The sequence below is a fragment of the Lishizhenia sp. genome, from assembly GCF_057456495.1.
On the sequence record NZ_JBVCPV010000005.1, the window covers coordinates 1 to 22879 of the forward strand.

At 37.4% G+C, this 22879-nt stretch carries 21 protein-coding genes; 15 read left to right on the top strand and 6 right to left on the bottom strand.

Going from position 1 to position 22879, the window contains the following annotated elements; all coding sequences use genetic code 11:
- The first annotated feature begins 134 nt into the window (after positions 1-134).
- From AC22ZQ_RS00800 to AC22ZQ_RS00855, 12 genes are all read left to right on the top strand, one after another.
- Positions 135-2399, top strand: a complete 2265-nt coding sequence (locus tag AC22ZQ_RS00800; protein WP_318956671.1) for a beta-N-acetylhexosaminidase — start codon at positions 135-137, stop codon at positions 2397-2399.
- The gene (locus tag AC22ZQ_RS00805; protein WP_318956672.1) at positions 2390-3088 is read left to right on the top strand and encodes a copper homeostasis protein CutC; all 699 of its coding nucleotides are present in this window, start codon (positions 2390-2392) and stop codon (positions 3086-3088) included. Before AC22ZQ_RS00800 ends, AC22ZQ_RS00805 begins: the two co-directional genes overlap by 10 nt.
- Before the next feature lie 566 nt (positions 3089-3654).
- A complete protein-coding gene (gene asnS, locus AC22ZQ_RS00810; RefSeq protein ID WP_318956673.1) occupies positions 3655-5106 on the top strand; it encodes an asparagine--tRNA ligase in 1452 nt (483 codons plus the stop codon).
- Between the two features lie 58 nt (positions 5107-5164).
- A complete protein-coding gene (gene rpoN / locus AC22ZQ_RS00815; protein WP_318956674.1) occupies positions 5165-6616 on the top strand; it encodes an RNA polymerase factor sigma-54 in 1452 nt (483 codons plus the stop codon).
- Between the two features lie 47 nt (positions 6617-6663).
- Complete coding sequence (locus AC22ZQ_RS00820) at positions 6664-7266, top strand: hypothetical protein (RefSeq protein WP_318956675.1); 603 nt, start codon at positions 6664-6666, stop codon at positions 7264-7266.
- 10 nt (positions 7267-7276) lie between these two features.
- Positions 7277-8071 (top strand): M48 family metalloprotease, encoded by a 795-nt coding sequence (locus AC22ZQ_RS00825; protein WP_318956676.1) that lies wholly within the window; start codon positions 7277-7279, stop codon positions 8069-8071.
- Positions 8072-8219: 148 nt separating this feature from the next.
- Positions 8220-8969, top strand: a complete 750-nt coding sequence (locus AC22ZQ_RS00830) for a cyclase family protein (protein ID WP_318956677.1) — start codon at positions 8220-8222, stop codon at positions 8967-8969.
- A gap of 133 nt (positions 8970-9102) precedes the next feature.
- Positions 9103-9582, top strand: a complete 480-nt coding sequence (gene rimP, locus AC22ZQ_RS00835) for a ribosome assembly cofactor RimP (RefSeq protein WP_318956678.1) — start codon at positions 9103-9105, stop codon at positions 9580-9582.
- 7 nt (positions 9583-9589) lie between these two features.
- The gene (gene nusA, locus AC22ZQ_RS00840; protein WP_318956679.1) at positions 9590-10825 is read left to right on the top strand and encodes a transcription termination factor NusA; all 1236 of its coding nucleotides are present in this window, start codon (positions 9590-9592) and stop codon (positions 10823-10825) included.
- Positions 10826-10937: 112 nt separating this feature from the next.
- The gene (gene infB, locus AC22ZQ_RS00845) at positions 10938-13829 is read left to right on the top strand and encodes a translation initiation factor IF-2 (protein WP_318956680.1); all 2892 of its coding nucleotides are present in this window, start codon (positions 10938-10940) and stop codon (positions 13827-13829) included.
- A 135-nt stretch (positions 13830-13964) separates the two neighbouring features.
- Positions 13965-14507 (top strand): hypothetical protein, encoded by a 543-nt coding sequence (locus tag AC22ZQ_RS00850; protein ID WP_318956681.1) that lies wholly within the window; start codon positions 13965-13967, stop codon positions 14505-14507.
- Positions 14508-14509: 2 nt separating this feature from the next.
- Complete coding sequence (locus AC22ZQ_RS00855; RefSeq protein WP_318956682.1) at positions 14510-16324, top strand: tetratricopeptide repeat protein; 1815 nt, start codon at positions 14510-14512, stop codon at positions 16322-16324.
- Here the strand turns inward: AC22ZQ_RS00855 and AC22ZQ_RS00860 are convergent.
- Complete coding sequence (locus AC22ZQ_RS00860) at positions 16321-16836, bottom strand: hypothetical protein (protein ID WP_318956683.1); 516 nt, start codon at positions 16834-16836, stop codon at positions 16321-16323. The two genes, AC22ZQ_RS00855 and AC22ZQ_RS00860, sit on opposite strands and share 4 nt — an antisense overlap.
- Before the next feature lie 33 nt (positions 16837-16869).
- On the opposite strand from AC22ZQ_RS00860, the gene msrA reads away from it, so the two are divergent.
- A complete protein-coding gene (gene msrA, locus AC22ZQ_RS00865; protein WP_318956684.1) occupies positions 16870-17559 on the top strand; it encodes a peptide-methionine (S)-S-oxide reductase MsrA in 690 nt (229 codons plus the stop codon).
- 55 nt (positions 17560-17614) lie between these two features.
- On the opposite strand, the gene rfaE2 is transcribed toward msrA, so the two are convergent.
- The 4 genes from rfaE2 to AC22ZQ_RS00885 all read right to left on the bottom strand — a co-directional run bounded on the left by rfaE2 (position 17615) and on the right by AC22ZQ_RS00885 (position 20058).
- Complete coding sequence (gene rfaE2 / locus AC22ZQ_RS00870) at positions 17615-18142, bottom strand: D-glycero-beta-D-manno-heptose 1-phosphate adenylyltransferase (RefSeq protein ID WP_318956685.1); 528 nt, start codon at positions 18140-18142, stop codon at positions 17615-17617.
- Positions 18123-19151: a lysylphosphatidylglycerol synthase transmembrane domain-containing protein gene (locus tag AC22ZQ_RS00875; protein ID WP_318956686.1), complete on the bottom strand. Its 1029-nt coding sequence runs from the start codon at positions 19149-19151 to the stop codon at positions 18123-18125. The genes rfaE2 and AC22ZQ_RS00875 overlap by 20 nt, the downstream gene beginning before the upstream one ends.
- A gap of 12 nt (positions 19152-19163) precedes the next feature.
- Positions 19164-19514, bottom strand: coding sequence for an aspartate 1-decarboxylase (gene panD / locus AC22ZQ_RS00880; protein ID WP_318956687.1), 351 nt, complete (start codon positions 19512-19514; stop codon positions 19164-19166).
- A 205-nt stretch (positions 19515-19719) separates the two neighbouring features.
- Positions 19720-20058, bottom strand: a complete 339-nt coding sequence (locus AC22ZQ_RS00885; protein ID WP_318956688.1) for a hypothetical protein — start codon at positions 20056-20058, stop codon at positions 19720-19722.
- 307 nt (positions 20059-20365) lie between these two features.
- On the opposite strand from AC22ZQ_RS00885, the gene AC22ZQ_RS00890 reads away from it, so the two are divergent.
- Both AC22ZQ_RS00890 and rsmA read left to right on the top strand, forming a co-directional pair.
- Positions 20366-20680: a DUF4286 family protein gene (locus AC22ZQ_RS00890; RefSeq protein WP_318956689.1), complete on the top strand. Its 315-nt coding sequence runs from the start codon at positions 20366-20368 to the stop codon at positions 20678-20680.
- Positions 20681-20687: 7 nt separating this feature from the next.
- Complete coding sequence (rsmA, locus tag AC22ZQ_RS00895) at positions 20688-21464, top strand: 16S rRNA (adenine(1518)-N(6)/adenine(1519)-N(6))-dimethyltransferase RsmA (RefSeq protein WP_318956690.1); 777 nt, start codon at positions 20688-20690, stop codon at positions 21462-21464.
- Between the two features lie 68 nt (positions 21465-21532).
- Here rsmA and AC22ZQ_RS00900 read toward each other — a convergent pair whose 3' ends face one another.
- On the bottom strand, positions 21533-22474 hold the full coding sequence (locus AC22ZQ_RS00900; protein WP_318956691.1) for a 2-hydroxyacid dehydrogenase: 942 nt from the start codon (positions 22472-22474) through the stop codon (positions 21533-21535).
- Between the last annotated feature and the right edge of the window lie 405 nt (positions 22475-22879).

Here is a 22879-nt window from a genome sequence, read left to right on the forward strand (position 1 = left end):
AACTTTTATGGGCGACAATAGAAGCCCAATGAAAGGTGCTGGTGTTGCTAACTTTATACTGAAGCGTAGAATGTATAGCGCGACCCCCGATTTTAAAGAGGGGGAAAGACACAATTAAATCTTATTTTTAAGGCATGAGAAAACTGTTAACGACCCTCTTCACCCTTCTTACACTGGTAAGCTTTGCCCAACCTAGTAAGCTACTGCCAGCACCTAAAATAAGCACCGTAGTTTCTACTGAGATATTCAATTTTGGTAAGGTATTTTTTACGGTAGAAAACCCTTCTCAACTTCAATTAATAGAAAGCTTAAACACCAACACGCAGAAGGTGAAGGTAAATAGCTTCACAACGGACGTGAATGCCTCTATCCTCATCCGCCCCAATTTCTTTTTACATGCTAATTACTACAAAGAAACAGCGGATAAAGACAGCTACACATTAGAAATAAAACAGGGAGAAATTCATCTGTACTATGACAGCGAAGCGGCTGCCTTTACGGGCTTTCAAAGTTTACTACAACTTATACAAATGAATGATGAGCATGAAATACTACTTCCAAAAGCACACATTTATGATTATCCTGACTATAGCTGGCGTGGGTTACATCTTGATTGTAGTAGACATTTCTTTAGCACAGATGAAATCAAAGATTTTTTGGCCACTATGGCACATTACAAATTCAATAAATTTCATTGGCATTTAACAGATGATCAGGGATGGCGAATAGCCATTAAAAAATACCCAGCATTAACAGGTATAGGTGCTTATAGAGATAGCACTAAAATTGGACATTTTAACGAATTCGAGAAAGGATACGAACATCAAAGGTACGGAGGTTTTTACACGCAAGAAGAAGTGAAAGACATTGTAAGTTATGCTACCAAGTTGCACATAGAGGTAATACCGGAAATAGAAATGCCCGGTCATGCGCGTGCGGCCTTAGCTGCATACCCCAAACTAGGCTGTTCGCAGGAAGAATTACCTGTAGCTTCAACCTGGGGTATCTTTAACGAAGTCTTTTGTTCTAAAAAACAAACCCTCAATTTTCTAAAAGATATAATTGATGAAGTAGCTCCGCTTTTCCCCTCTTCTTATTTCCATATAGGGGGAGATGAAGCGCCTAGCATACAACGAGAAGGGTGTAAACACTGTCAAAAAACAATCAAAAAACACCACTTACACAATGAACATGAAGTTCAGGGATACATCCTTAAAGAGATCAATCAACACCTTAAAAAACACAATAAAACTCTCATAGGTTGGGATGAAATTATAGAAAGTGGATTACCCGATGACTGCGCAGTAATGAGTTGGCGTGGGATGCAAGGAGGTATTAAAGCCGCTCAAGCAAAACACCCTGTAGTGATGTCGCCCACTACCTACTGTTATTTCGATTACTACCAATCTGATAATCCGAATGAACCTTTGGCTATCGGCGGGTATTTACCTTTGGAGAAAGTCTATCAATTCTCCCCCATTCCACCTTCTTTAGACTCCAGCTATCACCAATACATCCTAGGGGGTCAGGCTAACTTATGGACTGAATACATTCCAGACTTTGATCAATTGATGTATATGACCTATCCAAGAGCCTTGGCTTTAAGCGAAAAATTATGGAATAAAAGGGCTCCGAGTTATACGGAGTTTTTAGATAAAATCATAGACCATCAACTTCCCTACTTGGAAAGTCAAGGCATCCATTATTCAAAAGCCATTGCAGATGCCAACTTTATTTTAAAATCTGACAGCATGGGAAGTTTGAATGTTTCCGTAGTGAATCAAAACCCTTTACTCCCCACCATTACCAATTTTAGAAACATTAGCACAAGTAGTAAAACAAACTTCAAACTAACTTTACCAGAATACAAAATAGAAGACACCATTTACCTCTCCACTTATGCGGAAGGTATGGAAGACAGAGAGAAAGAAATTACCATTTATTTAAGCCAAAGTACAGGATGCACCATAGATAGTCTTACTCAACCCCACCCAAAATTTAACAACGGTGGAAGTTTTACTTTAGTAAATGGTGTATACGGTCGAAGACCTTGGAACGGCTCCGATTGGTTAGGCTACAGCGGTGATACCATAACTGCTATTTTCGATTTACAAGAAGAACGAGAGGTGTACAACCTACAATTGAGTTGTTTAAAAGCAGAAGGGAGCTGGATCTATTTACCAGAAAAAGTTAGTGTACTGGGCAGTAATGACAAGGTAAATTACCATACCATTAATTCCCCTAAGGTGACAGAAGAAATTACCCATGTTCAACTTTACAACTCCTATAGATATATTAAACTTGTAGTGATACCAAAGGATAAAATCCCCGCGGGTAATGAAGGAGCGGGTCAAAATCCTTGGACATTCATCGACGAAATAAAAATAACATGGAAATAGAATTGTGCGCAGCCAGTTATAGTTCAGCTTTAAAAAGCAATGGTCTTCCATTCAAAAGGGTGGAATTATGTGCTAATCTGGAACAAGGTGGAACTACCCCTTCTCCTGGAGCTATTGCCGCAACGGTAGAAAATGTTCATGCAGAATGTCATGTTTTAATTCGGCCACGCGTCGGGAATTTCAACTATTCTATGGATGAAATAATGGTGATGCAACAAGATATATTATTGGCCAAAAGTTTGGGTGCAAAAGGAGTAGTTTTCGGTGTTATGGATGATGATGATAGGTTCGACCTCAACAAAAATCTTCATTTACTCGAAGCTGCCGACGGATTAGCGTGTACCTTTCACAGGGCCATAGATAGTAGTCAAAACTACATGGAAGACATGCAATCCATTATCAACTGTGGTTTTCACAGGGTATTAACCTCTGGGGGAGGCAAAAATGTTGAAGAAGGCAAAGCGCAACTGAGCCTGCTAATGAATTCTCAACCTGAAATTGAAGTGATGATAGGTGGAGGCATCAACGCAGAGAATGTAAAAGAACTTTGCGACTACATACAGCCCAACGCTGTTCACTTCAGTGCCACGGATTGGGTGAAAGATGAGAGCAATAACATGTACTCCATGAATTATTTAGAAACTTCTCCTCAAAAAATGAAAGCTATACTAGCGAAAATTCAAGAGTAGATAATTAATACAACACCATGTACCAACTATTCAACAACTACTTGGAAGCTCATAAAAAAGGAAGTATCAACAGGTCCTATTACCGAGATAAGCTCCAATCGATGGGGAAAAACGAGGATACTATCCACGTACTTTTAGATCAATTTGCATTTGATGCTGAATTATTGTCATCTTATCCAAAACAAAAAAAGAAAGCAAAACGGCTCTTTTTTACCTCACTTGTTTTTTTACTTCTTTTTGTTTCACTTTTATTATTCAATACTAGATTTAGTATAATCAACAATCATTCACAAATGACAAGTGCTTTCGTTCTAGCCATCCCCATTTACGGAATAACCAGAGCAATCTTCTCCTTACGTATTATCAAGAAAAGCACAAACCGTATATTGCATAAGTGGAAGAATTTTTAACACATCACTAGTGCGCGATTGTATCGCACCTTGCACTCCATTCTCCATCCACCAGCTAGTGCGCGATTGCATCGCGCTTTACTCAAACTCCATACTGATTTTTTGTTGCCATATCAATAGACTTCTTATTTTTGTCTTTCTATAAATACAAGAAGAATGAAACGTACGAAAATCGCAACATTGTTGAGCGCTCCAGAGGTGAACGCTGAGGTATTGATCAAGGGATGGGTAAGAGCATTTAGAAGTAATCGCTTTATCCAAGTGAATGATGGATCAACAATCAATAATATCCAAGCTGTTGTAGATTTCGAAAATTTCGACGAGGCAATTTTAAAGCGTGTTACTACAGGTGCCTCTGTAGCAATTACAGGTACTTTGGTTGAGTCTCAAGGAGCTGGACAAGCGGTTGAAATTCAAGTAAAGGAGGTAGAAGTTTTAGGTGAAGCAAACCCAGACGAGGTTCAAAAAACGGTAATGCAACCTAAAAAACACTCTTTAGAGTTCTTGAGAGAACAGGCACATTTACGTTTTAGAACGAATACATTTGGTGCAGTTTTCAGAATCCGTCACGCGGTTTCTTTTGCCATCCATTCTTACTTCAACAAAGAAGGATTTTACTACTTACACACACCTATCATCACTGGATCTGATGCAGAAGGTGCAGGTGAAATGTTTAAGGTAACGACTTTCGAACCCAACAATACTCCATTAAATGAAGCAGGTGAAGTTGATTACACAGAAGATTTCTTTGGAAAACCAGTGAACTTAACCGTATCTGGTCAGTTAGAAGCAGAATTAGGAGCTACAGCTTTAGGTCAAGTGTATACTTTCGGACCTACATTTAGAGCTGAAAACTCAAACACATCTCGTCACTTAGCAGAATTCTGGATGGTAGAACCAGAGGTTGCGTTTAATGATTTGAACGACAACATGGATCTTACAGAAGATTTCTTAAAGCACATTTGTAACTACGTGTTAACAAACTGTGCAGACGATTTAGATTTCTTAGCGAAGCGTGAAGCTGATGCTGACAAAATGAAACCTGCTGCTGAGAGAAATGAAATGGGATTAAAAGAGCGTTTAGAATTTGTTGCCAACAACGATTTCGAGCGCATCACATATACAAGAGCTATTGAAATTTTACGTAACTCTAAGCCGTACAAGAAAAAGAAATTCAAGTACGAGGTAGAATGGGGTACTGACTTACAGTCGGAACACGAGCGTTTCTTAGTGGAGAAAGAATTTAAAAAGCCAGTAATCATCACAGATTACCCAGCATCATTCAAAGCCTTCTACATGCGTAACAACGACGGATGTGAAGAAGGAAAGCAAACCGTTGCTGCAATGGACGTTTTATTCCCAGGAATTGGAGAAATCGTAGGAGGATCTCAGCGTGAAGAAAGACTCGATGTATTGAAACAAAAATGTGCTGATTTCGATATTCCAGAAGAGCACGTATGGTGGTATTTAGATACGCGTAAGTTCGGAACGGTTCCTCACGCAGGTTTTGGCCTAGGATTTGAGAGGATGGTGATGTTCGTAACAGGTATGAGCAACATTAGAGACGTAATTCCTTTCCCAAGAACTCCGCAGAACGCAGAATTTTAAAAGAAAAGCAGAATTATTTCGGAGAAAAAACGTAAATTTTACTTCAGAATATTAGAGCATGGCATTAAAACAATCCCTATCACAAAAGCTTGAACAGCGTTTATCGCCGCAGCAAATTCAATTGATGAAATTGTTGCAGGTTCCGACCATGGAACTCGACGCAAGAATTAAGCAAGAAATTGAGGAGAATCCAGCGCTCGAAGAAGGTAAAGAAGAAGTAGAAGACGATTTTTCTAACGAACAAGATACAGAGTACGACGACAACAACAACGACGATAATGATTTCGATATCAACGATTATTTGTCAGACGATGAGCCTTCGTACAAAACTAAAACATCCAACAAGGGAAAGGATGACGATGAAACATCCGTTCCCTTGTCTTCTGGGTCTTCGTTTCAAGAACGACTCAAAGAACAATTACACCTCCGCAATTTAAGTGACGACGATTACATGATCGCCGAAACCCTTATTGGAAACCTTGATGATGCAGGATATTTAGAAAGAGATTTAGAAGCCATCGTAGATGATTTGGCTTTTTCTCAAAATATCATGACCACTGAAGAGGAACTTGAAAAGTTACTGGAGGTAATTCAAGATTTAGACCCAGCAGGTGTTGGTGCCAGAGATTTGCAAGAATGTTTATTACTACAAATCAATAGGCGTCAGAATGGAGATATCACAAGATACACGGCCAAGAAAATTTTGGAAGACCATTTTGAAGAATTCACCAAGAAGCACTACAAGAAAATATTAAAGAAACTTGAGATTAACGACGATGACCTCAAGGCGGCGATAGATGAAATCATACGCCTCAACCCTAAACCGGGAGGTTCATTAAAAAGTTCATCGAAATCTTTAGAACAAGTAACCCCTGATTTCATTATTACAGAACAGGACGGTAAACTTGAATTAGCCCTACACGGTAGAAATGCTCCAGATTTGAAAGTGAGTAGAAGCTACGAGAAAATGTTGCGTAACATTTCAGAAGGAGCAAAATTGAGCAAGTCTGACAAAGAAGCTGTTACTTTCGTAAAACAGAAGTTAGACTCAGCCAAATGGTTTATTGATGCCATAAAACAGAGACAAAACACACTATATTCTACGATGCACGCCATCATGAATTACCAATATCAATACTTCTTAACAGGGGATGAAACAGAGCTCAAACCTATGATTTTGAAGGATATTGCAGAAATCGTAAACCTTGATATTTCTACGATTTCTCGTGTTGCCAATTCTAAATATGTACAAACACCTTATGGTGTGAAGCTATTGAAGTACTTCTTCTCAGAGAGCTTATCTACAGATTCTGGAGAGGAAGTCTCTACGCGTGAAGTAAAAAGTATTTTATCTGATGCGGTAAATAATGAGAACAAGCGTAAACCTTTGACCGACGAAAAATTAGCTCAACTCCTCAAGGATAAAGGTTATAACATCGCTCGAAGAACCGTGGCAAAATATAGAGAACAATTAAATATTCCAGTTGCACGATTAAGAAAAGAACTCTAGTGAAATTTCTATCCAAAGTCGCATCAATTATATTTCTACCGCTCTTCATGCCGTTGTATGGATTGCTGCTAACGCTTTACATACCCAGTGTGCCTGAGAATTTCTATGCACGCTACTCCCTCTTTTATCTTAACCCAGAAATTAAAACAAGCTTTTTAAGTTTGTTTACCATATTTACTATTCTCGCTCCCGGACTTTCACTTCTGATGTTGCGCTTGAATAAAACGGTGAGTTCACTGGGGTTAGAAGACAAGGAAGAACGCAAGTACCCTATTGCCATTACAGCCTTTTATTTCTTTTTGATGTATGGTTTTCTAATGTATCAACAGCAAGGAAATATTCCCGAAGTTCTAATCGCAACAAGTTTAGGAGGATTTTTAAGCGCTGTGATGTGCTTGATCATTACCCGCTGGACCAAGATTAGTTTACACGCAATGGGGGTAGGATCTTTACTCGGATTCATTATTGCATACTTTCAATCACAGTCGTACTTCGAAATGAATATCGTTTATTTCGTTATCCTCATGGGGATAATAACAACTACATCACGACTAATACTCAACAAACACACACTAAAACAAATTGGACTCGGATACGGTCTTGGATTTTTTGTGCAACTATTGACTATTTTCCTATATTCACAAGTATAAAATTTCGACTATGAAGCGTTTCATTAAAAATACTATTGCCATTTCTACAGTGGCTTTAACGCTATCGGCATGTGGTAGCAGTGGTGGTGGATTCAATTTATTCACCATAGATCAAGACAAAGAATTAGGAGCTCAGGTAGCTGCAGAAATAGATGCAAACCCAGCAGAATATCCAGTTTTAGATAGTGCTTCTCATCCAAAAGCATATCAATACTTATATGAGATGAGAGATAAAATCTTAAACTCTGGAGCGGTACAACACAAGGATGATTTTGGTTGGAGATTACGTATTATACACGATGACAATACCTTAAACGCATTTTGTACTCCAGGTGGTTACATCTATGTATACACTGGACTTATGAAATATCTCGATGCTGAAGATCAATTAGCAGGTGTAATGGGACACGAAATAGGTCACGCAGATTTACGACACTCTACCCGTCAAATGACCAAACTATACGGTGTTCAATTTTTATTAGATGTTGTAGCGGGTAACAGAGATGCTATTAAGCAAATCACTGCAGGGTTAATTGGTTTAAAGTTTTCTCGTTCACACGAAACAGAGGCTGATGAAGCATCTGTGAAGTACTTATGTCCAACAGATTATAATGCAGCCGGTGGAGCTTCTTTCTTTGAGAAGTTACAAGAAGAAGGAGCAGGTGGAACACCTGAATTTTTAAGCACTCACCCATCGCCAGCTAATCGTATTGAAGAATTCCACAACACGAAAACAACCCTAGGTTGCACAGGTGATAAAGATTACAAAACTGAATATCAGCGCATGTTAAGCACATTGCCTTAGTATAATACACCTTATTTGAATCCCGATGAATAACTTTTCATCGGGATTTTTTATTTTCATTAAACTTCCAAATTCATTGAATTCTTGAACCTTTCAATTGTTGAATTCTTAAATCTTGATTATCTTGCCCGCCTAAACTAAAAAACTCATGCGCGTTACCCTTGAAAATGGTAAAACTATAGACCTTTCAAAAGGTCTTGACATCTCTATAACCTTAACCAACAGTGAAGAAAATCCTAGAGCATGGTATGTAAAGCCTCCGCGTTTTGAACCTGTTATGGAAAATGGTTGGGTTGGAGAAGTGGCACAAGGTGGCGCTGTGAACTTTAGGGACATCTATTTTAACCCACACGGACACGGCACTCATACCGAATGTTTAGGTCATATTACCCAAGAAATTTATTCTGTAAATGAACGCCTGAAGGAATTTTTCTTCAAGGCAAAAGTCATTTCTATAACACCAAAGGAGATCCAAAATGGCGATGATATTGACCATGTTGTTCAATATGACGATATGAAAAACGCCCTGGGTACTGAACAAATAGACGCAGTAGTTTTGCGTACACTTCCGAATACAGAAGAAAAAAAACACCAAAACTACTCAAGTACCAACCCTCCATATTTAGACAAAAGTATTGTTGACTTGTTTGATGAATTAGGAGTAAAACACTTCTTACTTGACTTACCGAGTGTAGATAGGGAGAGCGATGGTGGAGCATTGGCTTTTCACCACAAGTTCTGGAATGTTCCGGAAAATCCAAATCACGAACGTACCATTACGGAAATGATTTATGTTGATAATCACATCACTGACGGAGAATACATACTCAACCTTCAGGTTGCTCCTTTTGACAATGACGCATCTCCTAGTAGACCTGTTCTTTATGCCTTTGAATAAAGTAGATGTTTGAGAAAAAAAGAAATCTGAAACTCAATAAGTTATTAGATTAAAATAAAATGACTATATTTGCATAAGTTTTATTGAAAATTTGTAGAACGAGGGGACGAAAGTCCCCTCTTTTTGTATCGATATGATTAGTGAAAAAATTGTAAGAGAGCTCGCAGAAGAGCGTATTGCTGAACTAGACAAGGGATTGTTTATTGTGGACATTAAGATTAGTTCTTCTAATCAAATTAATGTTTTAATAGACTGTGCTGAAGGAAGTGTAGCAATCAACGATTGCATTTCAGTTTCGCGTAACATTGAGCACAACTTAGACAGAGAGGAGCAAGATTTTGAATTGAGCGTTTCTTCGCCAGGTTTGGATCAACCTTTAAAAATGGTTCCTCAATACATCAAAAATATTGGTCGAGAAGTTAAAGTAAAACTCAACGATGAAAACGGAAAGTTAGAAGGTCTATTAAAAGCAGCTGACGACAACGGAATCATTGTAGAAACTACGCGCAAAGAACGCATAGAAGGAAGAAAGAAAAAAGAAACGATTGTAGAGGAACACGCTTTACAATACGCGGATATAAAGGAAACAAAAATTGTAATTTCATTTAAATAGAAGCAAAATGGATAGCTTAAATTTGATTGAATCATTTTCTGAATTCAAGGAATTCAAGAATATAGATAGACAAACAATGATGCACGTTCTTGAGGACGTGTTTAGAACGATGTTGAAGAAAAAATTCGGAACAGACGAGCACTGTGACGTAATTATCAATATCGATAAAGGTGACTTCGAAATTTGGGTAAACAAAGAGATTGTTCCAGATGGAGAGGTTGAAGATGAAAACATAGAAATCGCTTACTCTGAAGCTGTTAAGATTGAGCCTGACTTTGAAGTAGGTGAAGAAGTTTCTGAAGAAATGAAATTCATGGATTTCGGAAGAAGAAACATCTTATCTTTACGTCAGAACTTGATTTCTAGAATTTTAGAATTAGAAAAAGATCACTTATACAAGGTTTACAAAGACAGAATCGGAGAAATCGTTACTGGAGAGGTTTACCAAGTATGGAAAAAAGAGATCTTGGTATTGGATGATGAAGGTAACGAATTGTTATTACCAAAATCAGAACAAATTCCATCTGACTACTTCAAGAAAGGTGAGACGTTGAGAGCAGTTGTTGCGAAAGTGGACATGCGTAACTCAAGTCCAGTTATTATCCTTTCTAGAACTGCTCCAGAATTCTTAGAGCGTTTGTTCGAATTGGAAGTTCCTGAAGTATTCGACGGATTGATTACAATTAAGAACATTGAGCGTGCACCAGGTGAAAGAGCGAAAGTTGCTGTTGAGTCTTACGACGACAGAATTGACCCTGTTGGAGCATGTGTGGGTATGAAGGGATCTCGTATTCACGGTATCGTGAGAGAGTTAAGAAACGAAAACATTGACGTTATTAACTACACAACGAACCCTCAATTATACATCCAAAGAGCATTGTCTCCAGCAAAAATTTCTAACATCGAATTAAACGATGAAGAAATGAGAGCTGACGTTTACTTGAAGCCAGACCAAGTTTCATTGGCTATCGGTAGAGGTGGACATAACATTAAATTAGCAGGTCGCTTAACTGGATACGAAATTGACGTATACAGAGAAGGAGCTGAAGATATAGAAGATGTAGACTTAGAAGAGTTTGCAGATGAAATCGACTCTTGGATCATTGATGAATTGAAAGAAATTGGTTGCGATAGCGCCAAGTCAGTTCTTGAGCTAAGTGTTGAAGAATTAGTGAGTCGTACAGATTTAGAGGAAGAAACTATCAAAGAAGTTTTCAAAATATTGGAATCAGAGTTTGAATAGATAGGAAACACTTCTAACTTTGTCATCAGAAAAATGAATAAACCGTAACAAAAACGGGAATTAATTCGTAGTTTATCTACGTAATAAAAAAAATACAAGAAGGACTTTTTATATGGCCGGTAAAGTAAAAAGATTAAGTAAAGTAGCAAGAGAGTTAAACGTCGGGATTTCTACCATCGTAGATTTCTTGGGTACTCAAGGTGTGGAGATTGATTCAAATCCCAACACTAAAATTAGCCCTGAGCATTTCGATAAGCTGAGTGAGCAATTTGCTGCAGACCAATCATTGAAAGAAGCAGCGAATAAAACTGCTTTAAAACGCGAAAAGCGTGAAACAATTACACTTGCTTCAAACACAAAACCTGAAGCAAAAGAGCAAAAAGATGAAGAGGACAACGTTGATGTCCACGAAACTATTGCTAAGGTGAAATCTGAAGAACAGAACACTCCTGAAACTCCTAAAGTGGAAGAAACTCCTGCTCCGGCCGAAAAGGAAGTTGTCAAAACTGAGGAAGTAAAAGAGGTGAAGAAAGAAGAGGAGCCAGCTGCGGAAGAAGCAAAAAAAGAAGAAGACAAAAGTCCTCAGATCACTAAAGAAGATTCTAAAACTTTAGGTGGTGGAGATATGAAAGTCCAAGTTTTGGGTAAAATAGATTTAGGATCTATCAATACCAAAACAAGACCAGATAAAAAGAAAAAGGGAGAGAAGAAACCTTCAAACAAGAAGGAAGAGTCTCAATCTACTCCAACTCCGAAAAAAGAAACTTCTAAGCCAGCTCCAAAACCTGTAGCGAAGTCTACACCAACAAAAGCTGACACTCCGAAGGAAACTCCAAAAGAGAACAAACCGAAGGAAAAAGAGGCAGTTGAAACGATCAAGGTTGAACGTAAGAAGTTATCAGGACCAACAGTTGTAGGGAAAATTGAACTTCCTGTTGAGAAAAAGAAAACTTCTAACTCAGATAACAAACGTAAGCGTAAGCGTATTAAGAAGGTTGATGTAAACAAACAAGCTTCTAAAAACCCGAACGATAAGCGTAAACCGGGTGGTGCTAACGCCAACAAGAAAGGAAGAGGTAAGAAAAAGGTTGAAAAACCACAAGTTACCGAAAAAGATATCCAAAAAGAAATCAAGGAAACCCTTGCTCGTCTTTCTGGAGGTGGTAAATCAAAAGGTGCTAAAAACCGTCGTGCTAAAAGAGACTCTATCGCTCAAAAGAGAGAGATGGAAGAAATGGCAGCAGAAATGGAAAAAGGTATCTTGAAGTTGACAGAATTCGTAACGGTTTCTGAATTAGCTTCAATGATGGATGTACAATCAACGCAGGTAATCTCTGCTTGTATGTCACTCGGTATCTTCGCATCTATTAACCAACGTTTGGACGCAGAAACAATTTCTATTGTTGCCTCTGAATTTGGTTACGAAGTTGAATTCGTTTCTGCCGAAGTACAGGATGCAATCCCTACGGTAGAAGACAACGAAGAAGACTTAGAAGATAGACCTCCAATTATTACAGTAATGGGTCACGTTGACCACGGTAAGACATCTTTACTGGATTACATTAGAAATGCAAACATCGTAGAAGGTGAAGCCGGAGGAATTACACAGCACATTGGTGCCTACTCAGTAGTTCGTCCAGATGGTAAGAAATTAACTTTCTTAGATACACCAGGTCACGAAGCCTTTACAGCGATGCGTGCGCGTGGTGCTCAAGTTACCGACGTTGCAATTATTATTGTTGCAGCAGATGATGACGTGATGCCACAAACAAAAGAGGCGATTTCTCACGCACAAGCAGCTGGAGTACCAATGGTATTTGCAATCAACAAGATTGACAAACCAGGTGCTAACGCAGATAAGATTCGTGAGCAATTATCTCAAATGAATATCTTGGTAGAAGATTGGGGTGGTAAATACCAGGCTCAAGAAATCTCTGCTAAGAAAGGTCAGAACATCGAAGAATTACTTGAAAAAGTAATCTTAGAAGCCGAATTATTAGAATTAAAAGCGAACCCAAATAAAAACGCTACAGGTACAGTAATTGAATCTTCTCTTGATAAAGGAAAAGGTTACATCACGAACATGTTAGTAGAAGCGGGTACTTTGCGTATAGGAGATGTGATCTTAGCAGGTCGTCACTCTGGTAGAGTTCGAGCAATGCATAACGAAAAAGGACAAGAGCTTAAAGAAGCTGGTCCATCTACTCCGGTATCTATCTTAGGTATCAATGGAGCTCCATCAGCAGGTGATAAGTTCCACGTGATGGACGATGAAAGAGAAGCGCGTTCTATTGCTACGAAAAGAGAGCAGTTATACAGAGAACAAGGATTGCGTACGCAGAAACACATCACCTTGGATGAAATTGGTAGACGTTTGGCTATCGGTGACTTTAAGGAATTAAACGTTATTGTTAAAGGTGACGTTGATGGATCTATCGAAGCACTTTCTGACTCATTATTGAAGTTATCAACGGAAGAAATTCAGGTAAACATCGTTCACAAAGCGGTTGGTGCCATTACTGAAGCCGACGTTAACTTAGCGAGTGCATCAGATGCTATCATTATTGGTTTCCAAGTTCGTCCTCAAGCATCAGCGCGTAAGTTGGCAGAGGCAGAACAAATAGATATCAGACTTTACTCTGTAATCTACAAGGCAATCGATGAATTGAAACAAGCCATGGAAGGAATGTTATCTCCAGATATTAAAGAGGAGATTACAGGTTCTGCAGAGGTAAGAGAAACATTCAAGATTACGAAAGTGGGTACAATTGCCGGATGTTACGTATTAGATGGTGTCATCAAGCGTAACTCTAACATCCGTATCATTAGAGATGGTATTGTAATCTACACAGGTGCTCTTGGATCATTGAAACGTTTCAAAGACGATGTGAAAGAAGTGAAAAACAACTACGAATGTGGATTGAACATTGAGAAATACAACGATATTAAAGTTGGTGACATTGTTGAAGCTTACGAAGAAGTTGAGGTAGCTAGAAAGCTGTAATCACAACATTATAATTGAAAGGGATTGTATTCGTACAATCCCTTTTTTTGTACCTTTAATAAACGACTTTTACACTACAAGGTAGACACTCTATTAAAGAAAATTAGAACATTAACTTCGTTAAAAACTATCAGTATGAAACGAATATTATTAGCGGGCCTTACATTGACTTTAGCCCTAATTTCTTGTAAAGACCAGGAAATAGAAAAACACTTGAACGAAATCACAAAGATGGAAACCAGTGTAGACAACATAGAAGCGCGTATGGCTGCTATTCCAGATGATTCTAACGGAATCATGGTATCTACAGTTAGAAACGATTTATTGACCATTAAAAAGCACTACACCGGTCCAGATACCACAAACATTGCTTTAGGCAGTATGTTGACGAAATACAAATCTGTAAGAAAGACGATAGGTAAAGCCACTAAAATGAAAACAAAGGTTGAAAAGGCCTTACCCGAAGAACGTGAACAGTTAAAAAATCTTCAACACGACATTACCGAAGGTGTAAATAATAGAGAAGAATATCCACTGTATGTGATGAAGGAAAAAACAAATGTTGCCCAACTCGATACAATGTCTCTACTTTACGAACGTTCTATTACGGAGACTCGAAATATTTATTATACCTTAAAGCCAAAAGTTGACTCCTTAATTTCAACCTTAGAATTTTAAACATGAAATTTACGCTAATCTTATTTTCTCTACTTTTTTGTCTGACAATTTACGGTCAGGAAACGGATTATAAATTAGCTGAATATTATTACAATAAGGGAGAGTTAGAAAAAGCTCTCCCCTACTTTGAAAAGGTTTACCAGCAAGATCATCGCAGTTTTATCTTTGATAAACTCCTGATTTGTACCCAAGAAATTGAAGGAGAGAAAGCAGGAATCAAACTGCTGAAAGAACAAATTGAATATTATCCTAATGACTTTAACTATCCCGTTCAACTTGGAAAACTTTACGAGGAATTAGGGGATCAAAAATCTGCCGATAAAATCTATGAAGACCTCATAGAAAACAATCCACAACGTAGTACCAACATCATCAATTTAGCTACAGCTTTTAGAGGTATGAACAAACCTTTATTAGCGCTAGAAGTTTTGGAACGCGGAAGAAAATCTTTAGGTAACACCTACCCCTTACATTTCCAGTTTGCACAAGTTTACAGTGATTTAGACCGCAAGGAAGACATGGTAAACGAATACATTACTCTACTCGACTACAACGAGAGGATGCTTCATACCGTATGTAATGTTCTGCCCCGCTATATAGATTTTGAGAACAAAACAGGAGATGATGTACTTTTATTGAAAAGGCTATTACTCGAAAATATTCAAAGGAGTCCAAACACTACATCTTACTCTGATTTACTTATCTGGACCTTCATCCAAACCAAAGAATTTAATGCAGCTTACATACAAGCAAAAGCTTTAGACAAAAGAACCAAGAGTCAAGGTGAAAAAGTTTTAGAAATGGGGACGATAGCCCTGAACAACAAAGCATACACTGAGGCTAGAAAAGCTTTTCAGTATGTACTAGAACTTGGACCAAATGCACCTTATTACTACCAAGGGGAATACTATTTCCTTCAAACCTCGTTTTTAGAGATTACAGAAAACAAAATTTATAATAAAGAACAACTAACAGAAACTGTCAATGCGTACAAGGCTTCAATTGTTCGCATCGGATACAACAAACAGGTTATTCCTATTGCTTTAGATTTAGCACATATCCTAACGTATTATTCACAAGACGAAATAGCGGCTAAAGCTTTATTGGAACGCACACTACATATAGAGGGCATTCGAGGAAAAGACTTAGCTGAGGTAAAAATGGCACTTGCCGATGTATTGGTTATTCAAAATGACATTTGGGAAGCTTCTCTACTCTACATGCAAGTAGAAAGTGAATTTAAATTTGAAACCATAGGAGCTAAAGCTAAATTTAAAAATGCGCAAGTATTCTACTATGCCGGAGATTTTCAATGGGCACAATCTCAATTAAAAGTTTTGAAACAGTCTACCTCAAAATTAATTGCTAATGACGCGCTAGAACTCTCTTTACTCATTACAGATAATTTAGGTTTGGATAGTAACTATACTGCCATGCGACAATTCGCTAATGCAGATTTACTCCTCGCCCAACACAAGTATGAGGAAGCTTTTGGAAAATACGACTCTATTCTCAAGTTTCTTCCTTTCCACGGCCTTGCAGACGAAGTGCTATTGCGTAAAGCTAAAGCCTATGAAGAATTACAAGACTGGGATAAAGCCATCGAAGCCTTAGAACTTATCACAACAAAATATAACGGCGATATTCTAATGGACAATGCTTTGATGGAATTGGGGATCATTTATGAAAATCATAAAGGTGATAAAGCCAAAGCAATGGAGTATTACCTGCGTTTAATGAAAGAACATAAAGGAAGTTTATTTGTAACGGAAGCGAGAAAAAGATATCGTAAGTTACAAGCAGAAAGTACTACTTAACTAAAAGCTCTCCAAACTTGATCCGCAAGCTGCTTAAGCTCCTGCTTACCTTTCCAAAGAAAAAGGCCTTTTGCGTTTTCAACCTGTTGATGTACTCTTTCATTTTCGAAGTAAAAATTCTTCTCTACATTCATCAAAACACTAGCATTTTGACAATTTTCACCTTGGAAAATATCTTGTCGTAAATACATCAAATTCCCAGCTACAAAAAGTATTTCTATTTGTTCTACCGAATTGGGTCCCATCCGAAAACAACCTACTACTCGTGCAATAGAATTATCTGGTAAATGCTCTACCTCAAAACTTCTACCTTCTATTTTTATTTCAGTGGTTATGGGATGCTGCGTAAACAATGAGAGAACTGCAGCGTTTACTTTATCTATCAGTTCTTCCTTAGAGGGAACTGTAATTTCATCCAAACTGTAAGTTTCTGCGTAAGTATTCGTCGAAGAAGTAGGACTTGAACATCCTATCAACGCAATACAACACAGAAAAACAAACTTATGGTTCATGATATTAATTGAGTCATTAAAAATAACAAATAGATGATGATGAAGCCTTTTCTTAAAAATATTTTGGTAGGATTCCCCCTACTATTTTTGACTTTACCTATTGCATGCAGTAATCAAGTACAGCAAGGTTCTGCAGAAAAGACAAACAAGGAGGTAAATAATACGGAGCAGGAAAACTTGGATGACTTACAAGTAGCTTATTTCGCCAGTGGATGTTTTTGGTGTGTAGAAGCCGTTTTTCAATCTGTAAAAGGAGTTGAAGAAGCAGTATCTGGATATGCAGGAGGAAGTGCAGCGACAGCAACTTACCCACAAGTGAGCTCAGGTAAAACCAAACACGCAGAAAGCGTTATGGTGTACTATGATTCAACAGAAATTTCTTACGAGACATTGCTTACTGTATTTTTTGATTCACACGATCCAAGTACGCTAAATCAACAAGGTCCAGATAGAGGTACCCAATACAGGAGTGAGATATTTTACTCCTACCCTTACCAACAAGAAAGCGCTACCGCATTTATCGATAGTTTGTTGGAGAACAAAGTTTACGACCGTGTAACAACCTTAGTGGAACCCTTTGAGGCCTTTTATCCAGCCGAAGATTATCATCAGGAATACGAAAGGAAACACCCCAATAACCCATATGTAAAATCAGTATCGATTCCACGCTTGAATAAATTTAAGGCCAAACACCCCGAATTATTAAAAACTGAAGAACATTAACAAAAAAAGTCCGAGCTATTTGCTCGGACTTTTATATTTCATTAAACAGCTATGACTATGCCTTTAACTTTTCAATTAAAGCAGTCGTAGAGTATCCTTCTTCTAATTCAATCGTTTCAACGCTACCTCCATTGGCTCTTACTTCTTTAGAACCTACGATGTACGTTTTTGCTGTTTCATCTGTTTCTTCAGCATCGTAATCAGCGCCTTTCGCTAAAATGTGTGGATTTAATTCGTTAATTAAATTGATAGGCGTCTTCTCATCAAATAAAATCACTAAATCAACAAATCCTAGTGCAGCTAAAACTGCAGCTCTATCCATTTCAGTATTGATGGGTCTATCCTCTCCCTTACCTTGCGCTTTTACGCTTGCGTCAGAATTTAAACCAATTACTAAACGATTACCAAGGCTAGCAGCCTTTGCCAAATAACTGATATGACCTTTGTGTAAAATATCAAAACACCCATTTGTAAAAACAATCTGCCTAGGAGTAAGCCTCCAAATTTCCAATCGTTTTTTAGCTTCTTCTACACCTACTACTTTATGCATCAACGCTGCATATCTATCTTTCATTTCTAGCATCTTGTTCTACTTTTTTAAATTTTCTGGGTATTACTATAAAGGAAATTAATCCTAGGATGATCATCATTAAAGTTTGTGAACTCCAAATCAACATTCCAAGTGCTTCTCCAACACCTTTTGCACTATCGCCCAATTGTTGACCTAAATAAAAATTCACTACGATACCTACCAACAAAGGGTAAGCACCTATACCTCCATTTGTAAAGGCTATTCCTACCGTACCTGCGATAAAACCAATTAACAAACCGCTCATTGGAAAGTTACTTGTTTCTGGCAATGCATAAAAGCAAATCGCAAAAAAGATAATGTAGTTAATCCAAATTAGAACGGTATGGAAAATAAAGGCTACAGGATTTTTTGATTTAAAAATTCCAAAAACACCTGTAATGACCTCTTTTACAAAATTGACAAACTTATTCTTAAACTTTTCATTTTTAAACCAAAGCACCAAAAAGGTAATTAATCCTAAAACAGCAGCACCCCCTAAAACATACATCCAAGGGAAGCCTTTTTCACCTTCAGCAACAGGTGGGTTTACTATGCTATTTTTAATAATGATTAACTCCTCACCACTCATGCTAATCGTTAAAAGCACCACAATACCCAACATCACCAAATCAAAAACACGTTCGGCAATAATAGCTCCGAATGTTTTCGAAAAAGGAACGTTTTCACTCGAATACAAAGCTCCTGCCCTTGCAGGCTCACCTGCTCTAGGAATCAATAGATTAATCAAATATCCTATCATCATTGAATGATATCTATTCGAAAACTTGGTTTTATACCCCAGTGGTTCGAGTAAATATTTCTGACGCCAAGCCCTTGATAAATGACTGGCCATTCCAAAAAATAAGGAAAGAATAATCCAGAAATAATCCGCTTCATCGATTACACGATAAAACTGTGATTTTGCTTGTTCATCCATTGCATCATAGAAATACCACATTAAGTATACTCCAATGAGTAAGGGAAGAACAACTTTGATAATTTGGGTTATAGTTTTTTTCAAATGGTTGAAGTTTTAGTCTAGCATATTGGTTTCTTCATTGGGGAAACAAAGTTGTGGTTTAAAGCTTTTTGCATCCTCAAAGTCCATGTAGGCATATCCAATAATAATCACTAAATCTCCAGGTGCTACTTTACGTGCTGCTGGTCCATTTAAACAAATCACTCCAGATTTTCTATCACCTTTAATCACATAAGTTTCGATGCGTTCACCATTGTTTATGTTTACAATTTGAACTTTTTCACCCTCTATCAGGTTCGATGCATCCATTAAGTCTTCATCAATCGTTATACTTCCGATGTAATTTAAATCGGCTTGTGTAACCTTTACTCTGTGAATTTTAGACTTAACTACTTGAACTTTCATATCCATTTCTCTTTCAACTTATTCGCTTTTTGACCAGCGAAAGTTCTGTGACTTCATTTCTAATGTTACCCAGAACCTATTTTTATTTCCTCAATAAATCCGGTGCAAATTTAATGATACTTATTTATATATTGGAGAAGGTTGTTTGTCAGATTCTATCTATAACCTAAAACTTTATTGCTACACGCTCTCATTAGGGCATGATTTAGGTAAAGAAATACAAATAAACAAGACTCGTAAGTACGATAAAAACACAGAGCATTCCTATGGCCAGTAACCTTAAAACACCTTTTTGTTTGGTCATATCAGCCACATGCATATCCTGCACTTTAATTTTCTTAAAACACTCACAATTTCTCAGAAATAAAAGAGTTTCGAAGAATATAAAGGTAAGCACTGCAGAACAAATAACAATTGATCCCACGGTTATCCAAACCGCATGGGTATCAGCATGCTCAATTACACTGAGCATTTCCTTATCCATTTGAAGCTTATGGCTATCAAATCCTTCTATTGGCGGAATAATATAATTCGTAGTAGACATTGATGAATAAACCGTTTCGCAAATTGACACCCTAAATAAATGAATGAAGGATATCCCCAAGCGTATATTATTTACAGATATTTAACAAAGGTAATTGATTTATAACACTCCATTTCTATAATTTACTAAATACTATTATTTGTGGATGAATGGTTAACGAGATCCTCATGCAGCGCTCGGAAGGAAACCCTCAAAATGTCGATCAACGGAAATCAAGAGTACTTTACCAAGTGCAGAAAAGGACAATATATTGTCTTTCTCTTGCTTTAATAAAGCATAGAGCAGAAGAAATCCCTATTTTTGCAGCATGATTTTATACAACGTAACAGTAAGTTTAGATGTAGCCGTTGAAAATGCATGGTTAAAATGGATGCGTGAAAAACACATCAACGATGTATTGGATACGGGTTGTTTTATTGAAGCTCGTTTATCTAGAGTAAACGGTGAAGAAGAAGGTGGTGTTACCTATGCCATTACTTATTTTTCTCCTTCAGTTGATTTATACAATCAATATCAAGACGAACATGCTCCTGTATTACAACAGGAACACACTGAATTGTTTGCTGGTAAATTCGCAGCGTTTAGAACAATTTTGAACGTAATCGAAGAATTCAAACGTTAAGTAACATATGTCAGTTAAAGCAAAAAAACATCTCGGACAACACTTTCTTACCGATAAAAATATTTGTAGAAAGATTTCTGATCAATACCAAAAACACCAAGATTGCACACGCGTTTTGGAAATTGGTCCGGGTATGGGTGCTTTAACCGATTTTTTACTCCAACGTGGCGATTTAGAGGTTCATGTGATGGACATTGATTTAGAGTCTATACGCTACCTCGAAGAAAACTTTGAAGCGCTTGGAGATAGAATCTACGATAAAGACTTCTTAAAAACAGATCTTCAAGAAGTAATGGGTGAGGAACCGTTTGGAGTAGTGGGTAATTTCCCATACAACATCTCTTCACAAATTCTTTTCAAATGTTTAGAATACAGGAATCAAATCCCAGAAATCATGGGAATGTTCCAAAAAGAAGTTGCGGTAAGAGTAGCCGAAAAACCTGGAAGTAAAGCTTACGGGATACTTTCTGTTCTCTTACAAACCTATTACGACATTGATTATTGTTTTACGGTAGATGAACACGTCTTCAATCCTCCTCCCAAAGTAAAATCTGGCGTTATCCGTTGTATTAGAAATGAACGCGAAGCTTTAGATTGTGACGAAAAGTTGTTCTTCCAAATTGTTAAGGCCACGTTCAACCAACGTAGAAAGACCATCAGAAACGGTGTAAAACAATGGATTAAAGGTAAAGATGCCGACCATGAATTGTTGACCAAACGCCCTGAGCAACTTAGCGTTGACGAATTTATCGAATTGACCAGATTTGTAGAATCCGTCCAATAACAGTAGTAAGCAAGCGTAAAAGAGTATAGAGAAATTTTAATTCATTGAATCCTTGAATTGAATAACTCCTACCCTTCTCCAAGTATTTTATCTGCCAACACATCACTCAGTTTAAAATAACTCTCATGTGTCCACCCACCAACATGTGGAGAAAGAAGCACCTTATCACTTTCTAGTAAAAACTTAAAATCATCCGGCATATCACTAGAGAAGATATTTTCAAAAGAAGCCTTTTCAAATTCCAACACATCCAAACACGCTCCTAATATTTGCCCTTCGTTCAGGGCCTTTCTTAAAGCACTTGTTCTTACTATTTTCCCTCTTGATAAATTGATCAAATAAAAAGCTTTTGCAAAAGCATTGATGAAAGCAGTATCTACCCAAAATTTTGTTTCTTCATTTTGAGGTATATGTAAACTTAACACGTCGGCTTTGGCTTGTATTTCTTCCATAGAACTTTCTTTTACAAAGGCATCTCCAAATCCAGTTTTGTATTTATCGTAAGCCAAAACCTCCACATCAAAGCCTCTCAATTTCTTAGCAAATGCAGCACCATTGTTTCCATAACCAATAATCCCTACTGTTTTACCGTCTAGCTCTATACCGCGGTTTCCTTCTCTATCCCAAATACCTTTTCTTATTTCTAAATCTCCTTTTTTAAGATGATTGAAGAGCGACAAAAGCATACCCAGTGCATGTTCTGCTACCGCATTTCTATTTCCTTCGGGAGCATTGTGTAGATGTATTCCTCTTTTTTCACAGTAAGAGATATCTATATTTTCCATTCCTGCCCCCGAACGTGCTATAAACGATAGTTCTGTAGCGTGCTTTAAAAATGCTTCATCCATTGGAAAACGCGAACGAATAACGAGACCTGTAGCGTCGGTAACCTGCGTGACACATTCTTCCTTTTTCAATTCAGTTGCATCTATACAGTTATACCCTGCAGCGCTTAACCTATCCCATAATACAGGATGTACAGTATCAATAAAAACAACTTTTTTCGCCATAGTATGAAGAGATAAATATTTGCATTAATAAGCCAAACAAAGGTAGAAAAAGCAATCATCTTTTGCATAGCGGAGAAGTTCTACTTCAATTCGGTTTTAAAAAACAATATAACAGACTTCCATTTTTAAATTCTTATTTTTTGCGTAACTTACACCCTAAACACATCATGTTGAAACACTTAACAAGAGAACAACAACAGATGTACACAAACATGTATGAAGAAAAGTAAAAAATTTCTACTCACGTTTATACTCATTTTAGGCTTGATGAATGTCTTGCTCTTAAGTTTAAAATTGAACGTTGAGGTAAAATACTTGGTCCTCTTTTCCATTTCAATTTTCCTTTTGGTTGCATTATTTTATGTTTTTATTTTCAAATTTAAATCGCGAAAGAAAAGACAAATG

Coding starts and splice junctions, on each gene's coding strand:
- AC22ZQ_RS00855 (WP_318956682.1), top strand. CDS start 14,510: ATGAAATTTACGCTAATCTTATTTTCTCTACTTTTTTGTCTGACAATT.
- rsmA (WP_318956690.1), top strand. CDS start 20,688: ATGTCAGTTAAAGCAAAAAAACATCTCGGACAACACTTTCTTACCGAT.
- AC22ZQ_RS00805 (WP_318956672.1), top strand. CDS start 2,390: ATGGAAATAGAATTGTGCGCAGCCAGTTATAGTTCAGCTTTAAAAAGC.
- AC22ZQ_RS00825 (WP_318956676.1), top strand. CDS start 7,277: ATGAAGCGTTTCATTAAAAATACTATTGCCATTTCTACAGTGGCTTTA.
- AC22ZQ_RS00850 (WP_318956681.1), top strand. CDS start 13,965: ATGAAACGAATATTATTAGCGGGCCTTACATTGACTTTAGCCCTAATT.
- rpoN (WP_318956674.1), top strand. CDS start 5,165: ATGGCATTAAAACAATCCCTATCACAAAAGCTTGAACAGCGTTTATCG.
- asnS (WP_318956673.1), top strand. CDS start 3,655: ATGAAACGTACGAAAATCGCAACATTGTTGAGCGCTCCAGAGGTGAAC.
- panD (WP_318956687.1), bottom strand. CDS start 19,514: ATGAAAGTTCAAGTAGTTAAGTCTAAAATTCACAGAGTAAAGGTTACA.
- AC22ZQ_RS00885 (WP_318956688.1), bottom strand. CDS start 20,058: ATGTCTACTACGAATTATATTATTCCGCCAATAGAAGGATTTGATAGC.
- rfaE2 (WP_318956685.1), bottom strand. CDS start 18,142: ATGCTAGAAATGAAAGATAGATATGCAGCGTTGATGCATAAAGTAGTA.
- AC22ZQ_RS00860 (WP_318956683.1), bottom strand. CDS start 16,836: ATGAACCATAAGTTTGTTTTTCTGTGTTGTATTGCGTTGATAGGATGT.
- AC22ZQ_RS00900 (WP_318956691.1), bottom strand. CDS start 22,474: ATGGCGAAAAAAGTTGTTTTTATTGATACTGTACATCCTGTATTATGG.
- AC22ZQ_RS00830 (WP_318956677.1), top strand. CDS start 8,220: ATGCGCGTTACCCTTGAAAATGGTAAAACTATAGACCTTTCAAAAGGT.
- nusA (WP_318956679.1), top strand. CDS start 9,590: ATGGATAGCTTAAATTTGATTGAATCATTTTCTGAATTCAAGGAATTC.
- rimP (WP_318956678.1), top strand. CDS start 9,103: ATGATTAGTGAAAAAATTGTAAGAGAGCTCGCAGAAGAGCGTATTGCT.
- AC22ZQ_RS00820 (WP_318956675.1), top strand. CDS start 6,664: ATGCCGTTGTATGGATTGCTGCTAACGCTTTACATACCCAGTGTGCCT.
- msrA (WP_318956684.1), top strand. CDS start 16,870: ATGATGATGAAGCCTTTTCTTAAAAATATTTTGGTAGGATTCCCCCTA.
- AC22ZQ_RS00890 (WP_318956689.1), top strand. CDS start 20,366: ATGATTTTATACAACGTAACAGTAAGTTTAGATGTAGCCGTTGAAAAT.
- infB (WP_318956680.1), top strand. CDS start 10,938: ATGGCCGGTAAAGTAAAAAGATTAAGTAAAGTAGCAAGAGAGTTAAAC.
- AC22ZQ_RS00800 (WP_318956671.1), top strand. CDS start 135: ATGAGAAAACTGTTAACGACCCTCTTCACCCTTCTTACACTGGTAAGC.